This window comes from Achromobacter sp. ES-001, assembly GCF_019448355.1.
Lineage (GTDB): Bacteria > Pseudomonadota > Gammaproteobacteria > Burkholderiales > Burkholderiaceae_B > Achromobacter > Achromobacter spanius_B.
In genome coordinates this window covers 1,453,704-1,472,260 of sequence record NZ_CP079940.1, presented here as the reverse complement: position 1 = coordinate 1,472,260, position 18,557 = coordinate 1,453,704, and the positions used below count along the sequence as shown (strand labels likewise).

The 18,557-nt window shown below is 63.6% G+C and carries 20 protein-coding genes; 3 read left to right on the top strand and 17 right to left on the bottom strand.

Annotated features, from left to right (window positions below):
* Positions 1-11: 11 nt before the first annotated feature.
* The 13 genes from lepA to KYT87_RS06505 form a co-directional block, all read right to left on the bottom strand.
* Positions 12-1,805, bottom strand: coding sequence for a translation elongation factor 4 (gene lepA, locus KYT87_RS06565; RefSeq protein ID WP_006218049.1), 1,794 nt, complete (start codon positions 1,803-1,805; stop codon positions 12-14).
* A gap of 228 nt (positions 1,806-2,033) precedes the next feature.
* The gene (locus tag KYT87_RS06560) at positions 2,034-3,443 is read right to left on the bottom strand and encodes a DegQ family serine endoprotease (protein WP_370638769.1); all 1,410 of its coding nucleotides are present in this window, start codon (positions 3,441-3,443) and stop codon (positions 2,034-2,036) included.
* 115 nt (positions 3,444-3,558) lie between these two features.
* Positions 3,559-4,629, bottom strand: coding sequence for a MucB/RseB C-terminal domain-containing protein (locus tag KYT87_RS06555; RefSeq protein WP_219991875.1), 1,071 nt, complete (start codon positions 4,627-4,629; stop codon positions 3,559-3,561).
* A complete protein-coding gene (locus KYT87_RS06550; protein WP_046802603.1) occupies positions 4,629-5,144 on the bottom strand; it encodes a sigma-E factor negative regulatory protein in 516 nt (171 codons plus the stop codon). Before KYT87_RS06550 ends, KYT87_RS06555 begins: the two co-directional genes overlap by 1 nt.
* A gap of 12 nt (positions 5,145-5,156) precedes the next feature.
* Positions 5,157-5,756, bottom strand: a complete 600-nt coding sequence (gene rpoE, locus KYT87_RS06545; RefSeq protein ID WP_006218045.1) for an RNA polymerase sigma factor RpoE — start codon at positions 5,754-5,756, stop codon at positions 5,157-5,159.
* A 486-nt stretch (positions 5,757-6,242) separates the two neighbouring features.
* The gene (gene fabF, locus KYT87_RS06540; protein WP_046802601.1) at positions 6,243-7,472 is read right to left on the bottom strand and encodes a beta-ketoacyl-ACP synthase II; all 1,230 of its coding nucleotides are present in this window, start codon (positions 7,470-7,472) and stop codon (positions 6,243-6,245) included.
* Positions 7,473-7,657: 185 nt separating this feature from the next.
* A complete protein-coding gene (gene acpP / locus KYT87_RS06535; protein ID WP_003813816.1) occupies positions 7,658-7,897 on the bottom strand; it encodes an acyl carrier protein in 240 nt (79 codons plus the stop codon).
* Positions 7,898-8,080: 183 nt separating this feature from the next.
* Complete coding sequence (gene fabG / locus KYT87_RS06530; RefSeq protein WP_046802600.1) at positions 8,081-8,830, bottom strand: 3-oxoacyl-ACP reductase FabG; 750 nt, start codon at positions 8,828-8,830, stop codon at positions 8,081-8,083.
* A 4-nt stretch (positions 8,831-8,834) separates the two neighbouring features.
* Positions 8,835-9,770, bottom strand: coding sequence for an ACP S-malonyltransferase (fabD, locus tag KYT87_RS06525; RefSeq protein WP_219991874.1), 936 nt, complete (start codon positions 9,768-9,770; stop codon positions 8,835-8,837).
* Between the two features lie 94 nt (positions 9,771-9,864).
* Positions 9,865-10,851, bottom strand: a complete 987-nt coding sequence (locus tag KYT87_RS06520; protein WP_046802598.1) for a beta-ketoacyl-ACP synthase III — start codon at positions 10,849-10,851, stop codon at positions 9,865-9,867.
* Positions 10,851-11,918: a phosphate acyltransferase PlsX gene (plsX, locus tag KYT87_RS06515; protein ID WP_046802597.1), complete on the bottom strand. Its 1,068-nt coding sequence runs from the start codon at positions 11,916-11,918 to the stop codon at positions 10,851-10,853. Before plsX ends, KYT87_RS06520 begins: the two co-directional genes overlap by 1 nt.
* 59 nt (positions 11,919-11,977) lie before the next feature.
* Positions 11,978-12,160 (bottom strand): 50S ribosomal protein L32, encoded by a 183-nt coding sequence (gene rpmF, locus KYT87_RS06510; protein ID WP_006218037.1) that lies wholly within the window; start codon positions 12,158-12,160, stop codon positions 11,978-11,980.
* A 52-nt stretch (positions 12,161-12,212) separates the two neighbouring features.
* The gene (locus KYT87_RS06505) at positions 12,213-12,812 is read right to left on the bottom strand and encodes a DUF177 domain-containing protein (RefSeq protein ID WP_046802596.1); all 600 of its coding nucleotides are present in this window, start codon (positions 12,810-12,812) and stop codon (positions 12,213-12,215) included.
* 134 nt (positions 12,813-12,946) lie between these two features.
* Between KYT87_RS06505 and KYT87_RS06500 the strand changes: the two genes are divergently transcribed.
* The 3 genes from KYT87_RS06500 to KYT87_RS06490 are packed head-to-tail and all read left to right on the top strand — an operon-like array spanning position 12,947 to position 15,045.
* Positions 12,947-13,549, top strand: coding sequence for a Maf-like protein (locus KYT87_RS06500; RefSeq protein WP_219991873.1), 603 nt, complete (start codon positions 12,947-12,949; stop codon positions 13,547-13,549).
* The gene (locus tag KYT87_RS06495) at positions 13,546-14,256 is read left to right on the top strand and encodes an SAM-dependent methyltransferase (RefSeq protein WP_046802594.1); all 711 of its coding nucleotides are present in this window, start codon (positions 13,546-13,548) and stop codon (positions 14,254-14,256) included. Before KYT87_RS06500 ends, KYT87_RS06495 begins: the two co-directional genes overlap by 4 nt.
* Positions 14,257-14,259: 3 nt before the next feature.
* Entirely contained in the window at positions 14,260-15,045 is a 786-nt protein-coding gene (locus KYT87_RS06490) for an N-acetylmuramoyl-L-alanine amidase (RefSeq protein ID WP_219991872.1), read from the top strand.
* Positions 15,046-15,050: 5 nt separating this feature from the next.
* Here the strand turns inward: KYT87_RS06490 and msrQ are convergent, their stop codons facing one another.
* The 4 genes from msrQ to KYT87_RS06470 all read right to left on the bottom strand — a co-directional run bounded on the left by msrQ (position 15,051) and on the right by KYT87_RS06470 (position 18,415).
* Positions 15,051-15,701 (bottom strand): protein-methionine-sulfoxide reductase heme-binding subunit MsrQ, encoded by a 651-nt coding sequence (gene msrQ, locus KYT87_RS06485; RefSeq protein WP_219991871.1) that lies wholly within the window; start codon positions 15,699-15,701, stop codon positions 15,051-15,053.
* 8 nt (positions 15,702-15,709) lie between these two features.
* The gene (msrP, locus tag KYT87_RS06480) at positions 15,710-16,672 is read right to left on the bottom strand and encodes a protein-methionine-sulfoxide reductase catalytic subunit MsrP (RefSeq protein ID WP_046802591.1); all 963 of its coding nucleotides are present in this window, start codon (positions 16,670-16,672) and stop codon (positions 15,710-15,712) included.
* Between the two features lie 112 nt (positions 16,673-16,784).
* Positions 16,785-17,450, bottom strand: coding sequence for an HAD family hydrolase (locus tag KYT87_RS06475; protein WP_104143016.1), 666 nt, complete (start codon positions 17,448-17,450; stop codon positions 16,785-16,787).
* Positions 17,451-17,452: 2 nt separating this feature from the next.
* Positions 17,453-18,415, bottom strand: a complete 963-nt coding sequence (locus KYT87_RS06470) for an RluA family pseudouridine synthase (protein ID WP_185975318.1) — start codon at positions 18,413-18,415, stop codon at positions 17,453-17,455.
* Positions 18,416-18,557 lie beyond the last annotated feature (142 nt).

Sequence of the window (18,557 nt, the reverse complement as noted above, 5' to 3'; positions counted from 1 at the left end):
TTCTTTTGGTTCTACTTGTCTTCCACTTGCAGGATGGCCAGGAACGCCTCCTGCGGAATCTCAACGCTACCCACCTGCTTCATGCGCTTCTTGCCGGCCTTCTGCTTTTCAAGCAGCTTCTTCTTGCGCGAGATGTCGCCGCCGTAGCACTTGGCCAGCACGTTCTTGCGCAACGCCTTGACGTTTTCGCGGGCGATGATTTCGGCGCCGATTGCGGCCTGGATCACCACGTCGAACATCTGGCGCGGAATCAGGCCGCGCATGCGGGTCACAACGTCGCGGGCGCGATGGCGCGCGTTGCTGCGGTGGACGATCACGGCCAGCGCGTCGACGCGGTCGTTATTGATCAGCAGGTCCACACGCACGACGTCGGCCGAGCGGTATTCCAGGAATTCGTAGTCCATCGAGGCGTAGCCGCGCGACACCGACTTGAGCTTGTCGAAGAAATCCAGCACGATTTCGGCCAGCGGAATCTCGTATACCAGGTGCACCTGGCGGCCGTGGTAGCTCATGTTGACCTGGGAGCCGCGCTTGTTATTGCACAGCGTCATCACCGGGCCGACATAATCCTGCGGCATGAACAGCGTGACCTTCACGATCGGTTCGCGAATGTCCTGGATCTTGCCCACTTCAGGCATGCGCGACGGGCTCTCCACGGTAATCACGGAGCCATCGCGCTGCTCGACTTCATACACGACCGACGGCGCGGTAGTGATGATGTCCATGTCGAATTCGCGTTCCAGGCGCTCTTGCACGATTTCCATGTGCAGCAGGCCCAGGAAGCCGCAGCGGAAACCAAAGCCCAACGCTTGCGAGACTTCGGGTTCGAACATCAGCGCGGCATCGTTCAGCTTGAGCTTGTCGAGCGAATCACGCAGCTGGTCGTATTCGGAGCTTTCGACCGGATACAGGCCGGCGAACACCTGGGGCTTCACTTCCTTGAAACCGGGCAGCGCGGACGGCGCGGGCTTGTTGGCCAGCGTGACCGTGTCGCCTACCTTGGCGTCTTCCAGCTGCTTGATGCCGGCGATGATGAAGCCAACCTCGCCCGCCGACAAGTGCGGGCGCTGCTGCGACTTGGGCGTGAACACACCGGTCTGCTCGCACAGGTGGGTGGCGCCGGACGCCATCAGCAGGATCTTGTCCTTGGGCTTGAGCACGCCGTTGATGATGCGCACCAGCATGACCACGCCCACGTAGTTGTCAAACCACGAGTCGATGATCAGCGCTTGCAGCGGCGCTTCCGGGTCACCCTTGGGCGCCGGTACGCGGGCCACGATGGTTTCCAGGATTTCGTCAATGCCCATGCCGGTCTTGGCGCTGGCCAGCACGGCTTCCGACGCATCGATGCCGATGACGTCTTCCACTTCCTGGCGCGCGCCTTCGGGGTCGGCCTGGGGCAGGTCCATCTTGTTCAGCACGGGCACCACTTCCACGCCCAGCTCGATGGCGGTGTAGCAGTTGGCGACCGTTTGCGCTTCCACGCCCTGGGACGCATCCACCACCAGCAGCGCGCCTTCGCATGCCGACAACGAGCGGCTGACTTCATACGAGAAGTCCACGTGTCCCGGGGTGTCGATCAGGTTCAGGTTGTAGACCTTGCCGTCGTTCGCCTTGTATTGCAGGGCGGCGGTCTGGGCCTTGATGGTGATGCCGCGCTCGCGCTCGATTTCCATGGAATCGAGCACCTGCGCCGACATTTCGCGATCCGCCAATCCGCCGCAGCGCTGGATCAAGCGATCGGCCAAGGTCGATTTGCCATGATCGATGTGGGCAATGATGGAGAAGTTGCGAATATGCTGCATGCTTGAAATTATAAGGGACGGAACACTCGGCAATAAGCCGGAAGACGCCGCCGCCTGCGAGGACACGGCTGACGAGAGGGGCGCTGACGGGACGAAACCCGGGCAAAACGAGGGGGCGCCCAAGCGCCCCCTCTTGCGGCAACCAGCCATTTTAGCCGGTCTTGGGCAAATTTTTCTGCCGGTGGGCCGCCCCCGGGTAAAAAGGCGGTCCAACCGGCCGAAGCCGCCCTACTTCGATGCGGGCACCGCGACCCACTGGGTCTGCTCGCCACGGCGGACCAGCAAACCGGCGGAACGGCTCTTGTCCAGCTTGGCCACCAGTTCACCGAACTGCTTGGCGCCGGTGACATCGGTGTCGTTCAGAGCCAACACAATGTCGCCTTCCTGCAAGCCCGCCTTGGCCGCCGCGCCCTCGGCAACCTTCACCTGGACGCCGCCCTTGATGCGCAGCTTCTTTTGGACATCGGCCGGTACATCGACCACGCCCAGGCCCAGCGCGTTGGTCACTTCTGGCGCCGGCGCAGCCTTCTTCGCGGCAGCGGCCGCCTTCTCGGTCGGAATCTCGCCCACCTTGACCGACAGCGTCAGGTTCTTACCCTTGCGCCACACTTGCATGTCAGCGCGCGTGCCGGGCTTGGTTTCGCCGACGATACGGGGCAGATCGGACCAGCGCTTGATCGGCTCGTTGTTGAACTTGAGGATCACGTCGCCCGGCTGCACGCCCGCTTGTTCAGCGGGGCCGTCGGCTTCCACGCTGCTGACCAGTGCGCCTTCGGCCTTGGGCAGGCCGATGGCTTCGGCCACATCCTTGCCCACTTCGCCGATCTGCACGCCGACGCGTCCGCGCGTGACCTTGCCGGTGGCGCGCAGTTGGTCAACCACGCGCATCGCTTCGTCGATCGGGATGGCCAGCGAGATGCCCATGAAACCACCGCTACGCGAGATGATCTGGGAATTGATGCCCACCACTTCGCCGTCCAGATTGATCAGCGGCCCACCCGAGTTGCCGGGGTTGACGGCAACGTCGGTCTGGATGAAGGGCAGGTATTCGCCGGTATCGCGGCCGATTGCGCTGACGATGCCGGAGGTCACGGTGGAATCCAGGCCGAACGGCGAGCCGATCGCCAGCACCCATTGGCCCTTCTTCAATTTCTTGGGGTCGCCAATGACCAGCGGAATCATGTCCTTGGCTTCGATCTTGATGAGCGCCACGTCGGTGCGTTCGTCGGTACCGATCACCTTGGCCTTGAATTCGCGGCCGTCGGTCAGCGTGACGTAGATGTCGGTGGCGTCAACCACCACGTGGTTGTTGGTCAGGATATAGCCGTCGGTCGAAATGAAAAAGCCGGAGCCCACGCCACGCGGCACGGTGCGCTCTTCAGGCTGGGGCGGCTGCGGACGCTGGCGCGGCATGGGCGATTGCCCACCGCCCGGCGGCTGCAGGTCTGGCCCGAAGAACCAGCGGAACAATTCGTACGGATCACTGCCGCCGCCCGGACCGGGGCCGCGCACGGGCACCGTGGCGGTCGTGCGGATGTTCACGACCGCGGGGTCCGCTTTTTCAACAATGCCCGTGAAGTCGGGCAGCGCGACCGTCGGGGTCTGCGCCGTCGCAACGGGCACGTAGGCCGTGGACATGAATACGCCCGCCGCCACGGCCACCACAAAGCGCCGGAAAAAAGCGTTCGACACCGTCATTGCTTTCATAAATTACTCCGAAGTTGCTGCTTGCTGCTTGTGGCTGTGGCGTGCGTCACTTGGGGGTGCCGGCCGGCGGTGCGGCCGTTGCCGCGGTCGGCACGTATTCGGTCGCTTGCGCCAGCTGTTCAAGCGTGGCCACGGGCACCTCGCCCACGGCCGTCAGCCAGAAATCAGCAATGCGCGTGCCATACACCGTGATAGAGCCACGCTGCGCGGGGCCCGGCGGGGGATGATGCCCGCGCTCACTGTCATAAGGTTCGATAAACACCGAGATGGCGGCCAGGCCATCGGACAGCACCATCTGGCTGACCGTTGCGCCGCGGCCCATTGATCGCGCCACCTGCATGATGACCTTGAAGCCCTTGGGCGCCGGAATGCGCCACCCCTGGGCCATCAGGTCCACTGGGGTCATCGAGGGTTCCAGCACCTTCCAGTCGCGCGTGCTCCAGCGGGAACTGAGCTGTTGCGGATCCACTTCGGAACCCAGGCGCAGCGACGTGAACGAGACCTGCTCAACCACACCCCGGGCGGCGTTGAGCGTTTGCGCCTTCAGCAGCAAATTCGTTTCAACGTCAGCGCACAGGCGGTAGCCATAACGCAGCTTGTCCAGCGGTTCGATCGTGATCAGGCGGCATTCACGGCCTGCCACCCGATGCAGCTTGGACTCGGTACGGATTTTGTAGTGTTCGGAAAGATTGGCCGGGTCGCCCAGCAGCAGGCCGGGAAACCGGTCGCCACGACGGCGCTCGATCAGCACGGTCTTGCGTTCCGGGATCAGGCATTGCACGTCGTCGTTGTGCCGCAGGTATTCGCGCGGCTGGCCATCCAGGATCTCAAGGCGCTCGCGCTCGCCGGTGCCGTCCAGCACATGCACCAGGCGCGATGACTGAATCATCTCGCCTTGCTGATACATGAAGACGCCCGCGTAATCCTGCTTGCGCGCGGCCTGCTGAATGCGGGTCAGCAGTTGGACCACATCGTCCGTGGCCGGGGCCGCATCGGCGGCGCGCGCCGGCTCATGGGCGGACAGGAAAGCGGTCAGAAGCGTAGCGGCGAACCATCCCGCGCGATGGGCATGCCAGGAACCTGCGCGCGGCCAACGTGTCGGTAACGCTATCGCCATCAACGTCCTGCTCCGACGTCGAACGACACTTGACGCACCGCGCTGGGGCCCGCCATCTGGCGATGGGCCTCAAGGTAGTCGCGCAGGCCGGCGTCATCGGCGGCGGTGGCGGAAGCGGGCGTGCCGCTGGCATCGGCCAGCACACGCACTTCCGTTGCCGGCGTGCCAGTCAGGTAAGGCTGTGCCACCCAGGCAACCGTGGCAACCGCGGCCGCCACGGCCAGGCCCGACAGGCCGACCCGCAACGGCGAGCGGCGCCGGGGCGCCGCCACAATCGGCAGCTCCGCGTCCAGCGCGCGCGCCAATCGCGATTGGAACGCGGCGCTAGGGGTCAATGCCAGATCGGCATTGCGCAGGGAATCACCGATCAAATGATAGGTGTCCCAGGTCTGACGTCCTTCCTTGGACAACAGACTGGGAAGAATATCGTCGGAATCTTCTCCGTCCATCCAGGCGGAAACCGATTCCTCCCAGGAGGCCTCGGCGATTTCAACGGACTTGGCTGCTGTTTGCATGACTGCCACTCCTTACCAGCGACGCTCGGCATCGGTGCCAAGCAATGGACGCAATTTGGTTGCAATGGCCTCGCGCGCACGAAAAATGCGGGAGCGCACCGTACCAATAGGGCAGTCCATGCTCTGGGCGATGTCTTCGTAACTCATACCTTCGATTTCACGCAGGACAATTGCGGTGCGCAATTCTTCGGGCAATTCCTCGATTGCCGCGTTCACCGTCTCGGCGATTTCGCGGCTGGCGACCATGGATTCCGGCGTGCTTATATCGGTTAGGTTGTCGGTTTCGTTAAAAGTTTCACCGTCTTCCGTTTCTATCGCATTGGGGGCGCTGGGGCGCCGGCCTTGCGAGGCCAGCCAGTTGCGCGCCGTGTTGATGGCGATACGATACAACCAGGTGTAGAAGGCGCTGTCGCCCCGGAACTGGGGCAAGGCTCGGTACGCTTTGATGAAAGCTTCCTGGGCCACGTCTTCGATTTCCGATGGGTCGCGGATCATCCGGGCCAGCAGGCGCAGGATCTTGCGCTGGTACTTCAGCACCAGTAGATCAAACGCCTTTTTATCGCCTCGTTGAACGCGCGCGACCAACTCCGCGTCGACTTCGCGTTCGCTCATGACGCCTCCTGCGGGCGTGCCGCCTGCCGCGCTCGTTGCGCCGTGCCCGTCAGCAGGCATAACCGCCGCCAGGACTCGGGTTGCAACGTCCGCTGCCAGACGGTGAGGGTGATTGTGCTATTTGTAAAGACCGTACTCCCGGTGGGCAAAAGCTGCAAAGTGAGCGTAAGCCAGCGGGGGCCGCGCTGCTGATCCAGCAACCGCGCGTCTTGCCAGCCTTGCGGCTGGCGCACCTGCCAACGCCCTGCCCCGGTTGCCGTACGTAATGCCGATACCGGGGACAGGCCGCTCCGTGCCGAGTGTAACAGCCCGGCCGGCACAAGCAGCAGCGCAACGAATGCCCAGCCGCCCATGCCTAGCCAAAGCGCTGCTACCGACGCGCAAGCCGCAGCGGCGGCGCCGGCCACCGCGCACAGGACGTGGCCATTGGCCGGCCGCCCGACGGGCACCCGAAATGACCAGCGCCCTGCCTCGGAGCCTTCCAAATCAGACCCGGCGAACGGCCATCGAGCCGTTGGTGCCGCCGAAGCCGAACGAGTTGGACAGGCCGATGTCGATCTTCATCTGCCGCGCTTCGTTCGCGCAGTAATCCAGATCGCATTCCGGATCTTGATTGAAGATGTTGATCGTGGGAGGAGAAACCTGGTTGTACACGGCCAAGGTCGTGAACACGGCTTCGATGCCGCCAGCCGCGCCCAACAGGTGGCCCGTCATGGACTTGGTCGAATTCACCACCAATTTCTTGGCGTGATCGCCGAACGCCAGCTTCAGCGCGTCGGTTTCGTTCTTGTCGCCCAGGGGAGTCGACGTGCCGTGCGCGTTGACATACTGGATGTCGTCAGCGTTCAAGCCGCCGTTGCGCAGCGCGTTGATAACGCCGCGACGCGGGCCGTCTTTGTCCGGAGCCGTGATGTGGTGCGCGTCCGAGCTCATGCCGTATCCGGCGAATTCGCCATAGATGCGCGCGCCGCGCTTCTTGGCATGCTCGTACTCTTCAAGGACCAGAACGCCGGCACCCTCGCCCAGCACGAATCCGTCGCGGTCGCGGTCCCAGGGACGCGATGCCGTTTCCGGGTCATCGTTACGGGTCGACAAGGCGCGCATGGCGGCAAAACCGCCGATACCCAGCGGCGACACGGTCGATTCCGCACCGCCAGCAACCATGACGTCCGCGTCGCCGTATTCGATCAGGCGCGCTGCGTCGCCGATGCAATGCAGACCGGTCGTGCAGGCCGAAACGACGGCATAGCTGGGACCCTTCATGCCATAGGCAATGGACAAATGACCGGAGATCAGGTTGATCAGCGAACCCGGCACGAAGAACGGCGAGATGCGCCGCGGACCCTTGGCCATGTATTCGACCTGGGTTTCTTCAATGCGCGGCAAACCGCCGATGCCGGAACCCACGATGACACCAATGCGCTCGGCATTGGCTTCGGTGACTTCCAAACCGCAATCACGCCATGCCTGCATCCCCGCGGCCAGGCCGTAATGGATGAACGTATCCATCTGGCGGGCTTCTTTGCTTGAGATATAGGTGCTGATGTCGAAGTCTTTGACTTCGCCAGCAATGTGCGTGGTGATGGCCGAGGGATCGAAACGGGTGATGCGGCTGATGCCAGAACGTCCGTTGACGATATTGTCCCAAGCGGTGGTCAGGTCGTTTCCAACGGGAGAAACAATACCCAGGCCGGTGATGACGACACGTCGCTTCACGGATGACTCCTCAAACAGACAAAAGAAAGGCGGCTTTCGGGATGCGCTGCACGTGTGGCCCGCGCGAAAGCGGGTCGGGCATTACAACGCCCTTCCCGCACGCGGACCACACGGCAAATTCCTGAAACCGCCCCGTTTCCCGGCTGGCCCCGAATGTCGGGCAACCGGAACGATATAGGTTGAGCTTACTGCTTACCGTGCGAATTGATGTAGTCAATCGCTTGTTGCACGGTCGTGATCTTTTCGGCCTCTTCGTCGGGGATCTCGGTCTCGAATTCGTCTTCGAGCGCCATGACCAGTTCGACCATGTCGAGCGAATCGGCACCGAGGTCGTCAAGGAAGGAGGATTCGTTCTTGATCTCGGCTTCGTTAACGCCAAGTTGTTCAGCGACGATCTTCTTGACGCGCTGTTCGATGCTTTCCATGCAGATCTCCAATTGGGAAAAATCCCGCGAATTATAGCCAAGCGTAGAGGAAAGCAACGCCTGGCCGTGACAAAAATAACACCGCGCACTGGTTCTGTCGCCCGCAGGCACAGGAATATCGGTATGCGGCGTTTCCGGTTGAACTGCGCGACGGCCTGAGCCGCCTGGTGCGCAATTCGTGATTTATTGCATGTACATCCCGCCGTTGACGTGCAGGGTGGTGCCGGTAATGTAACCCGCTTGCGGCCCGGACAAAAAGGCCACCGCATGGGCGATGTCTTCGGGCGAGCCCAAACGGCCCAGCGGAATCTGTTGCAGCAGCGCCGTGGTCTGGCTCTCGGCCAGCGCGCGCGTCATGTCGGTGTCGATGAAACCCGGCGCGACGCAGTTCACGGTGATGTTGCGGCTACCCAACTCACGAGCCAGGGCACGTGACATGCCCGACACGCCGGCCTTCGCGGCGGCGTAGTTGGCCTGGCCCGCATTTCCGCTGGAACCGACGACCGAGGTGACGTTGATGATGCGTCCCCAGCGGGCTTTCATCATGCTGCGCATCACGGCGCGCGACAGGCGAAAAACGGAGGTCAGGTTGGTGTCCAGCACAGCCGACCAGTCGTCGTCTTTCATGCGCATCGCCAACGTATCGCGGGTAATGCCGGCGTTGTTGACGAGGATGTGCGGGCCACCGCCGTCCTTGCCCAGCGCGTCAATCAGCGCGTCGCAGGCTTCGGCGTCGGTTACGTTCAGCACCACGCCACGGCCGCCCAGGGGCGCCAAGGCTTCGGTGATGGCGGCCGCGCCGGATTCCGTGGTGGCGGTTCCAACGACGGTTGCGCCGCGCGAGGCCAATTCCTGGGCAATGGCGCGGCCGATCCCGCGCGTGGCGCCGGTCACCAGCGCGATCTTGCCTTGCAGTTCGATCGAGTTGTCCATGTCTTTAATTTCCGTTAACGACGGCCAACGCGGCTTCAAGTGAAGCAGGATCGGTAATGGCCAGGCCGGTAAGTTCGGGGTCGATACGCTTGGTCAGTCCGGCCAGCACCTTGCCGGGACCGCATTCGATAACGTGCGTGACGCCTTGCGCCTTCATGGCGCGCAGGGTTTCCACCCAGCGCACAGGGTGCCATGCCTGACGCACCAGCGCATCGCGGATCGCGCCAGGTTCCGTGGGCGAGGCCACGTCAACGTTGTTGATGACCTGGATCTGCGGCGCGGACACGGCGGCATTCGCCAATGCGCCGGCCAACACGTCGGCGGCGGGCTTGAGCAGGCTGGAATGGAAAGGCGCGGACACCGGCAGCAACAGCGCGCGCTTGGCGCCGGCTGCCTTGGCCAGTTCGCAGGCGCGTTCGACAGCGGCCTTGTGGCCGGCGATCACGACTTGCGCGGGCGCGTTGAAATTGACGGCTTCGACCACTTCGCCCTGGGCCGCGGCAGCGCAGGCATTGCGCACCGCGTCATCGTCCAGGCCCAGGATGGCGGCCATGGCGCCGGTACCGACCGGCACGGCGGCCTGCATGGCGTCGGCGCGCACGCGCACCAGGCGCACGGCGTCTTCAAGCGCCAGCGAACCGGCGGCGGTCAGCGCGGCATATTCGCCCAGGCTGTGGCCGGCGACGACGTCCGGCTTGCGACCGCCAGCAGCGGTCCAGGCAGCGTAGAACGCCACGCCGGCCGTCAACATGGCGGGCTGCGTGTTCGTCGTCAGATTCAGCTGTTCCACCGGGCCCTGCGCGATCAACGCGCCCAGGTCCTGGCCCAGCGCTTCAGAAGCACGCGCCACGGTATCCGTGACGGCAGCGACGCCCGACCAGGCATCCAGCATGCCGACAGCTTGCGACCCTTGGCCGGGAAAGACAAAAGCAATTTTCATGATTGACCGGTTGGATTGATTCAGTATCTGTGTGGGATGTCAGGCGTGCCCTCGCGGCGGCGGCGCGCGATGCGCCATCCGCCGGGACGCGCACTTACATGCGAGCGAGTACCGAGCCCCAGGTGAATCCGCCGCCCACGCCTTGCATCAGGATGAGCTGGCCGGGCTTGACGCGGCCATCGCGGCGCGCGGCATCCAGTGCCAGCGGCACGCTGGCCGCGGAGGTGTTGGCGTGGCTATCAACGGTAATGACGACTTTCTCGACCGGCACGGCAAGCTTGCGCGCCAGGAAGTTCAAGATGCGCACGTTGGCCTGGTGAGGAATCAGCCAGTCGACGTCGGCGACCTCGATGCCGGCTTCGGCGCAGGTGTCGCGCGCCGAGCGATCCAGCACGGTGACGGCCTGCTTGAACACCGCTTGCCCGTCCATGCGCAGGAACGGGTCGCCGGTGACGTCGCCATAGGCTACGTTGCCCGCAGCGCTGAGGATCTTCATCTGGCTGCCGTCGGCATGCAACTGCGCGGCCATGATGCCGGGTTCGTCGGACGCCTTGAGCACCACGGCGCCCGCGCCGTCGCCGAACAACACGCACGTGCTGCGGTCGTTCCAGTCAAGAATGCGCGAAAACACTTCGGCGCCGATCACCAGCGCGCAACGGGCGCGGCCGGCGCGCACGAAGCTGTCAGCGGTGGTCAGCGCGTAGACGAAGCCGCTGCACACGGCCTGGACGTCGAATGCCGCCGACCCCTTGGCGCCCAGGTTGGCTTGCACGAGGCAGGCCGTGCTGGGAAACACGAAATCGGGGGTGGAGGTGGCGACGATGATGAGGTCGACCTCGGAGGCGTCCACGCCCGCATCGGCCAGCGCGCGGCGCGATGCTTCCGTGGCGAGCTGGCTGGTCGTGACGCCACGCTCGGCAAGATGGCGCTGGCGGATGCCGGTGCGCTCGACGATCCATTCGTCAGACGTGGCGATGTCGCGCGTCGCCAGTTCCGCTGCCAGTTCGTCATTCGAAACCACGCGTTCCGGCAAGAAGCTGCCGGTGCCCGCGATCGCGGAATATTTCATTGCGGTATCCATCAAGCGGTGTCCCCAGCCACGTTCGCGGGAGGCGTTGCGGCGCCCTCTTCCGACTGAACGCGCTTGGTAATCTGAGCGACCGTCTGAGCGGTGCGCTCCAGCAGTTTACTCACTACGGCTTCGCGGGCTCGTTGCAACGCAAATCCGTAGGCGTAGACATCCGCCGAACCGTGGCTCTTGATGACCACGCCGCGCAAACCCAACAACGCGGCGCCGTTATAGCGGCGGTTGTCGACGCGGTTGCGCAAACGGTTCAGCACCGGCTTGGCGATGGCGCCGGCCAGCAACGTGAAGATATTGCGTTTGAATTCTTCGTGGATGATGCTGGACAGCATCTTCGCAAGCCCTTCGACGGACTTGAGCACGACGTTGCCGACAAAGCCGTCGCAGACGACGACGTCGACCGTGCCCTTGAAGATATCGTTGCCTTCCACGTTGCCGTAGAAATTCAGCGGGCTGCCGCGCAGAAGCTCGGCGGCTTCCTTGACGACTTCGTTGCCCTTGATGACTTCTTCGCCGATGTTGAGCAAGCCCACGGTCGGGCTTTCACGGTGGTCGACGGCTTGTGACAGCGCGGCGCCCATGATGGCGAATTGCAGTAGGTGCTCGGCCGTGCAGTCCACATTCGCCCCCAGGTCCAGCACCGTGGTGGCGCGGCCCGTCTGGTTGGGAATGGACGTGGCGATAGCGGGCCGGTCAATGCCGTCCAGCGTCTTGAGCACGTAGCGTGAAATGGCCATCCATGCGCCGGTGTTGCCCGCGGAAACGCAGGCGTCGGCGCGCCCGTCCTTGACGGACTGGGCGGCCAGGCGCATGGAGGAGTCTTTTTTGCGGCGCAGGGCGACCTCGACCGGGTCGTCCATGGTGACGACTTCAGAAGCCGCCACGATTTCCATACGATCGCGCGCAACGTCGCGGTGCTCGGAGAGCGCCGCTTCGATGGCGTCGGGAAGCCCGACCAGCAATAGCCGGGTATCCGGAAATTGCCGGGCGAACTCGATCGCAGCCGGAATCGTGACGGGCAGACCGAAGTCTCCGCCCATACAGTCTATGGCGATGCGTATCACGGGTGCCAGGTATCAGCGTTCAGCCGAATTGGTCCGAGTACGAGTTCGGCCCGGGGGCCTTATTCGTCGGCCTTGGTCTTCAGGACCTTGCGGCCACGATAGAAGCCATTGGGGCTGATGTGGTGGCGCAGGTGCGTTTCACCGGTGTTCGGCTCGATGGCGGTCGACGGAGCAACCAGAAAATCGTGCGAACGGTGCATACCGCGCTTGGAGGGGGACTTCTTGTTTTGTTGAACGGCCATGATGACTCCTAGAAACGGGGCGCATTGTACGCGATGCGGCCCGATGTTGATCTCAATCTTTGTGCTTCAGTTGTTCCAGCACCGCAAACGGCGACGGACGCTTGACAGCGGGTTCTTCAGGAACTTCGCTGACTTTGGCCTGCGCGCCCGGGCATACATCATGCTTGGGCACATACGGAACGCTCAGAATGAGCTCATCTTCGACCTGGGCCAGCAGATCAAAATGATGTGAACCCACCACCTTTTCGGGTTGGTTGGACACAAAACCATTTCCTTCTTCGTCTTCGTCGTCGCTGCCGGCGGAATGACCGTCGGTAACATCACCGTTGGTAAAACCATCGTCAAGGTCGGCTTCAGACTTAACCAGCTGCAAGAGGACTTCGCTATCGACCGGATACACGAACGGTGCATTGCACCGTTGGCATACCAGCACCGGATTCGCCTGCACGTGAACATGCAGAAGCGGCCGGCCAAGCAACAGCCCTGACTTGCCAATCTCACCGCGCACGGACCACGTCACAAGCCCGGCATCGCCCGGCGGTTGTTCGGGTAACCCTTCAACCGCGCGCGTAAACCGCACAAGAGGTATGGTGCCTTGCGCTTGCTTGCCGCTATGGGCAAATGCGAATGCATCGATGCGCTTGATGATCAAATCCTTTGCATTTGCGAGATTCCACCGCACTAAGGCCACTGCACTCAGAGGCTTAAAGCTTTCGCCTTCGCGCTGCAAAAATCCCGCAAAACGTTAGATAATACTGCGACTTACGCTTTAACGTCAAATACCGCATGCCTTCAAAGCCTAGCCTGATCCTCGCTTCCAGCTCGCCGTACCGCAAAGAATTGCTATCGCGCCTGCGCCTGCCCTTTACCGCCGTTTCTCCCGATGTGGACGAAACGCCACAACCCGGCGAAACGCCCGACGCGCTGGCCTTGCGGCTGTCGGTGGCCAAGGCCATGGCCGTGGCGGCGAACCATCCGGGCAGCATCGTTATCGGGTCGGATCAGGTGGCGACCATCGACGGCCAGCCTATCGGAAAACCGGGCAACTTCCCGCGCGCCCAGGCGCAATTGCGGGCCCTGTCGGGCCAGATCGTGGAATTTCATAGCGCGCTGGCGGTTACGGACGGCCAGCGCATCGAGCAAGCCGACATCGTCACGCGTTGCCACTTTCGCCAGCTGTCAGAACGCGCCATCGACGCCTATCTGCGCGCCGAAGAACCCTACGATACCGCAGGCAGCGCCAAGGCGGAAAGCCTGGGTATTGCACTAATGGAAAGCATCCAGAGCGATGACCCGACCGCCATTATCGGGCTGCCGCTGATCGCGCTGACGCGCATGCTGGCGCGGTTTGGCCTGGATCCGCTGGACGCACCGGGCGGGCCGGCATGAGCGGCGCCCTGCACCTGATTCCCGTGGGCCTGGGCGATGCCCCGCCCGAACGCTGGTTGCCCGCCGACGTGCGTGCGCTGGCCGGACGCCTGGACACCTACATCGCCGAAAATGCCAAGACGGCACGCGCCTTTCTCAAACTGATCGGCACAACCCGCCCGCTTCAGGAAATCACGATTCACACTCTGACGGACAAAATTGACGTCGGGCAGATCAACGCCTGGTTGGCGCCGGTCAAGCACGGCGCCGAAATCGGCTTGGTGTCCGAAGCCGGCTGTCCTGCCGTGGCGGACCCTGGCGCAAAAGTCGTGGACGCTGCGCACCGCCTGGGCATCACGGTCAAACCGTGGGTGGGCCCGTCGTCCATCCTGCTGGGTCTGATGGCCAGTGGACTGGACGGGCAGCGCTTTGCCTTCCACGGGTACGCCCCGGTGGACCCGGCCGAGCGCGCCAAGCAGTTGAAAGCCTGGGAGCAGCATTCCGCCAAGCACAACCAGACGCAGTTGCTGATCGAAACCCCCTATCGCAACGCGGCCATGTTCTCCACCCTGCTGGCCGCGCTGAAAGGCGATACCAAGCTGTGCGTGGCCCGTTCGGTCACCACCGCGGACGAATGGGTGGTCACGCACACCGTGGCCGACTGGAAGAAACTGCCGGCGCCCCAACTCGACAAGTTGCCCACGCTTTTCCTCTATCTGGCCCGCTGACTCATGTTTCGCCTTATCACCACCCTGCTGGCGACGGCAGTGCTAGCCGGCTGCGCCGCGCGTGGCCCGGCCGGCCTGGACCTGGACACATCCATCACCGCCGTCGGCCAGGCCAGCCGCGTACGCAGCATCGTTCTGCACTACACCACGGTCGACGACGCCACCTCGCTCAAGCTGCTATCGCAGGGCAAGGTCAGTTCGCACTACCTGATCAACGACGCCGGGCGCGCCTATCGGCTGGTGGATGAAAATCGTGCCGCATGGCACGCCGGGGCCAGCTCCTGGTACGGCAATATCGCCATGAACAGCACGTCGATCGGTATCGAAATCGTCAACCCGGGCTGGACCGAAGGCACCGACGGCAAACCCGTCTGGCACGCCTACAACGACCGTCAGGTGCGGGCGCTGACGATCCTGCTGCGCGATCTGATCCAACGCCACGGTGTAGCGCCCGAAAACGTCGTGGGGCATAGCGACATCGCGCCGCAGCGCAAGGTCGATCCCGGCCCACTGTTCCCTTGGAAGGCCCTGGCGGCGGCCGGTATCGGCCGCTGGTACGACGAGGCCGGCGCGGCCCAGCACCTGGCTCGGTTGCAGGCCCAAGGCTTGCCCGACGTGGCATGGTTTCAGCAGCAGTTGCAACGGCTGGGCTACGCCTGCGGGCAGGACGGCAAGCTGGACGCCGCCACGATCAATACGCTGGCCGCATTCCAGATGCACTACCGGCCCAGCTTGCACGACGGCCAGCCAGACCTCGAAACCGCCTCGATCATGTTTGCAATGCTGTAGGCGCGTCAACGCGCGCGGCGGCGCCACCACGCCACGATGCGCCAGCCTAGCAGCAGCGCCAGCACGGCGGCGTACAAGGCCGGCTGAGTCAGGTCATTCTTGCCCGCCTTGTGCCACCAGTAATGCAACACCGCCAGCAGGCCGATCGCATAAATGGCGCGGTGCAATTGCTGCCAGCGTTTGCCCAGACGGCGCATCGCCCACTGGGTGGACGTGGCCGCCAGCGCGGTCATCAGCACGAACGCTACGAAACCCACGGTGATGAAGGGACGTTCGCCGATATCCTGCAACATTGCCGCGGGGTCCAGCCCTCGGTCCCACCAGACCCAGGCCATGAAATGCATGGCGCCGTAAAAAAACGCGAACAGGCCGCACATGCGGCGCACGCGCACCAAGGCGGGCTGCCCCGTCAGGCGACGCAGCGGCGTGATCGACAGCGTCACCAGCAGGCAGACAAGCGTCCAGGTACCGGACGAACGAGTCAGGAATTCGACCGGGTTGGCGGTCAGCCCGTTATCCATGCCCAGCCACACCCAGCGCGCGAACGGCGCCAGGCCCAGCAGGAACAGGACCGGCTTGAAGCGCCCGACAGTCTTGGCGGAAAGCTGCGTCTTGGCGGGCGGTGCGGCGGCGCGCCGGGAGGAAACCTCGGACATGGCGTTATTCAGTAATTCGCCTTCAGGTCCATGCCCTGATAAAGCGATGCCACCTGTTCGCCATAGCCGTTGAACATCAGCGTCTTGCGCTTGGGGCTGAACAGGCCGTCTTCGCCGATGCGGCGCTCGGTTGCCTGACTCCAGCGCGGATGCGGTACGTTCGGGTTCACGTTGGCGTAGAACCCGTATTCCTGGGGCGCCGCCTTGATCCAGGAAGATTCCGGCATCTTTTCCACCAGACGGATCTTGACCAGCGATTTGGCCGACTTGAATCCATACTTCCAGGGCACGGCCAGGCGCAGCGGCGCGCCGTTCTGGTTCGGCAGCACCTTGCCGTAGACGCCAAACACCAGCATGGCCAGGGGGTTCATGGCCTCGTCGATGCGCAACGCCTCGACGTAGGGCCATTCCAGGATCGCGGCGCGCACGCCGGGCATGTTCTCGCGCTGCACTGCCGTGACGAATTCCACGTATTTGGCATTGCCGGTGGGTTCCACCTGCTTGAGCAACTCGGACACCGAATAGCCCACCCACGGAATCACCATCGACCAGCCTTCGACACAGCGCAGCCGATAGACCCGTTCTTCCATGGGCGCCAGCTTGAGCAGATCGTCGATGGAGAATGTACGCGGCTTGCCCACCTCGCCTTCGACGCTGACCGTCCACGGACGCGTCTTCAGCTTGCCGGCATTGGCGGCAGGGTCGCCCTTGTCGACGCCGAATTCGTAGTAGTTGTTGTAGGACGTGATGTCGGCAAGCGATGTCTGCTTGTCCATGACGCTAAGCGACCCGTTGGGCTTGCCGGTCAGTGTGCCGGCGTCTTGGGCGAACGCGCTGCGCGCAGCCCAGCCGGGCAGCCCCACGGCGGCGGCCGTGAGCCCCGCGCGCAACATGAGGTCGCGGCGCGAACGCCAGACCGCTTCGTCGGTAATTTCGGACGGGGCAATATCGTGGGGCTTGCGTATCAACATCGTGGTCTCCGGTTCACCGACCGTCGGCCGTAGCCGCCGGGTACAAGTCATAGACGTTGCGCCGCCCCATGATATTCCGCGGCGGCGCGCCCCGTGTGCGATCTTTCCCGGATCAGGCGCCGGCCGACACCCGGGGTAGCAGCCATTCACGCACCAGCGGCACGCTATCGAGCACCGCCTGTGGCGCACAACCCTGAAGTTCCTTCACGGTATGCGCGCCATAGGTCACGCCCAGGCCGTGCACGCCCGCATTGACCGCCATCTGGAGATCATGCGAGGTGTCGCCCACCATCACCACGCGAGCGGGGTCCACGTCCAGCTCCTGCATGAGCTCGTGCAACATCGCGGGATGCGGCTTGCTGAAGGTTTCGTCCGCCGTGCGCGTGGCGTCAAACAGCGGACCCAGGCCCGTTGCCGCCAGCGCGCGGGTCAGGCCGACCCGGCTTTTGCCGGTGGCCACCGCCAAGCGCACGTTCTGGTCGGCCAGGGTCTGCAACAGTTCGGGAATGCCGTCGAACAGGCGCAGTTCGGGGTCGCGCAGCAGGTAGTGGGTGCGGTAGCGCTCAAGAAAGCGCGGCATCATCGCCTGCGTCAGCTCCGGCACGGCACGACGCAACGCGCTTTCCAGGGACAGACCAATCACCCAGCTAGCCTCGGACGCCGACGGCACCGCCAATTCCAGGTCCCGGCAAGCGCCCTGGATGGCGGCCACGATGCTGTGCGTGGAATCCATCAGGGTGCCATCCCAGTCAAAAACGACCAGCGAATACGACGACATAATCAGACCGACTCCAGTTGTTTCAGTATTTTTTGGCAGGCGGGCGGCAGCTCGGCGGTCAGGGTCATGGGCTCGCCGGTGACCGGGTGGGCCAGAGTCAATTGATGAGCATGCAGGAACATCCGACCGAAACCCATGCGCGAAAATTCCGCGCGCACGTCGTCATGCCCGTATTTGTCATCACCCACAATGGGAAAGCCGCTGGCCGCCAGGTGCACCCGGATTTGATGCGTACGACCGGTGCGCAGTTCCGCGTCGACCAGACTGTAACCGCCGAAACGCTGCTTGAGCGTGATGATGGTGTGCGCGGTCTGGCCGTCGGGGTCGACCTTAACGCGCCGCTCGCCGGATTGCGTCGTCCATTTGGACAGGCCCAGCTTGATGTGCTGGCGGTCATTCACCCAATCGCCCTGGACCAGCGCCAGATAGTGCTTGTCGCCCTTGCCTTCGCGCAGCATCGCGTGCAGCGCCAGCAAGGCGCTGCGTTTCTTGGCCACCATCAACAGCCCGGACGTTTCGCGGTCCAGGCGATGCACCAGTTCCAGGAACTTGGCATCGGGCCGAGCGGCGCGCAGTTGCTCGATCACGCCGAACGACACCCCGCTGCCCCCATGCACCGCCACGCCGGCGGGTTTGTCCACCACCAGCAGCGCGTCGTCTTCGAACACCACGGGGAACTCGGCGCCCGGCACCGGGCGCGGCTTGCCCGGGTCGGGCAAGCGCAAGGGCGGGATGCGGACGATGTCGCCGGCGACGATGCGGTAGTCGACCGAGATGCGTCCCTTGTTTACGCGCACCTCGCCGCCACGGATGGCCTTGTAGATGTGGGTCTTGGGCACGCCCTTGCACAAGCGCATCAGGAAGTTGTCCAGACGCTGGCCGGCGTGTTCGCCATCGACCTCCACCATACGGACGGCGGGGGCGGCTTTAGAGGGGGATATGGGGGAGGAAGTTTCTTTGCGCATTGCGGAAAGCGACATATAATCGGGACAGCCTTAAGGGGCTGAACTAGCCGCCTGGCGTAGAGATGCAAACAAGTACGCAACTCCGTCGAGCGCGCGGGCCGCTATTGTACTGCCTGCTGATTCAACCCCTGGGTCTCTTGGT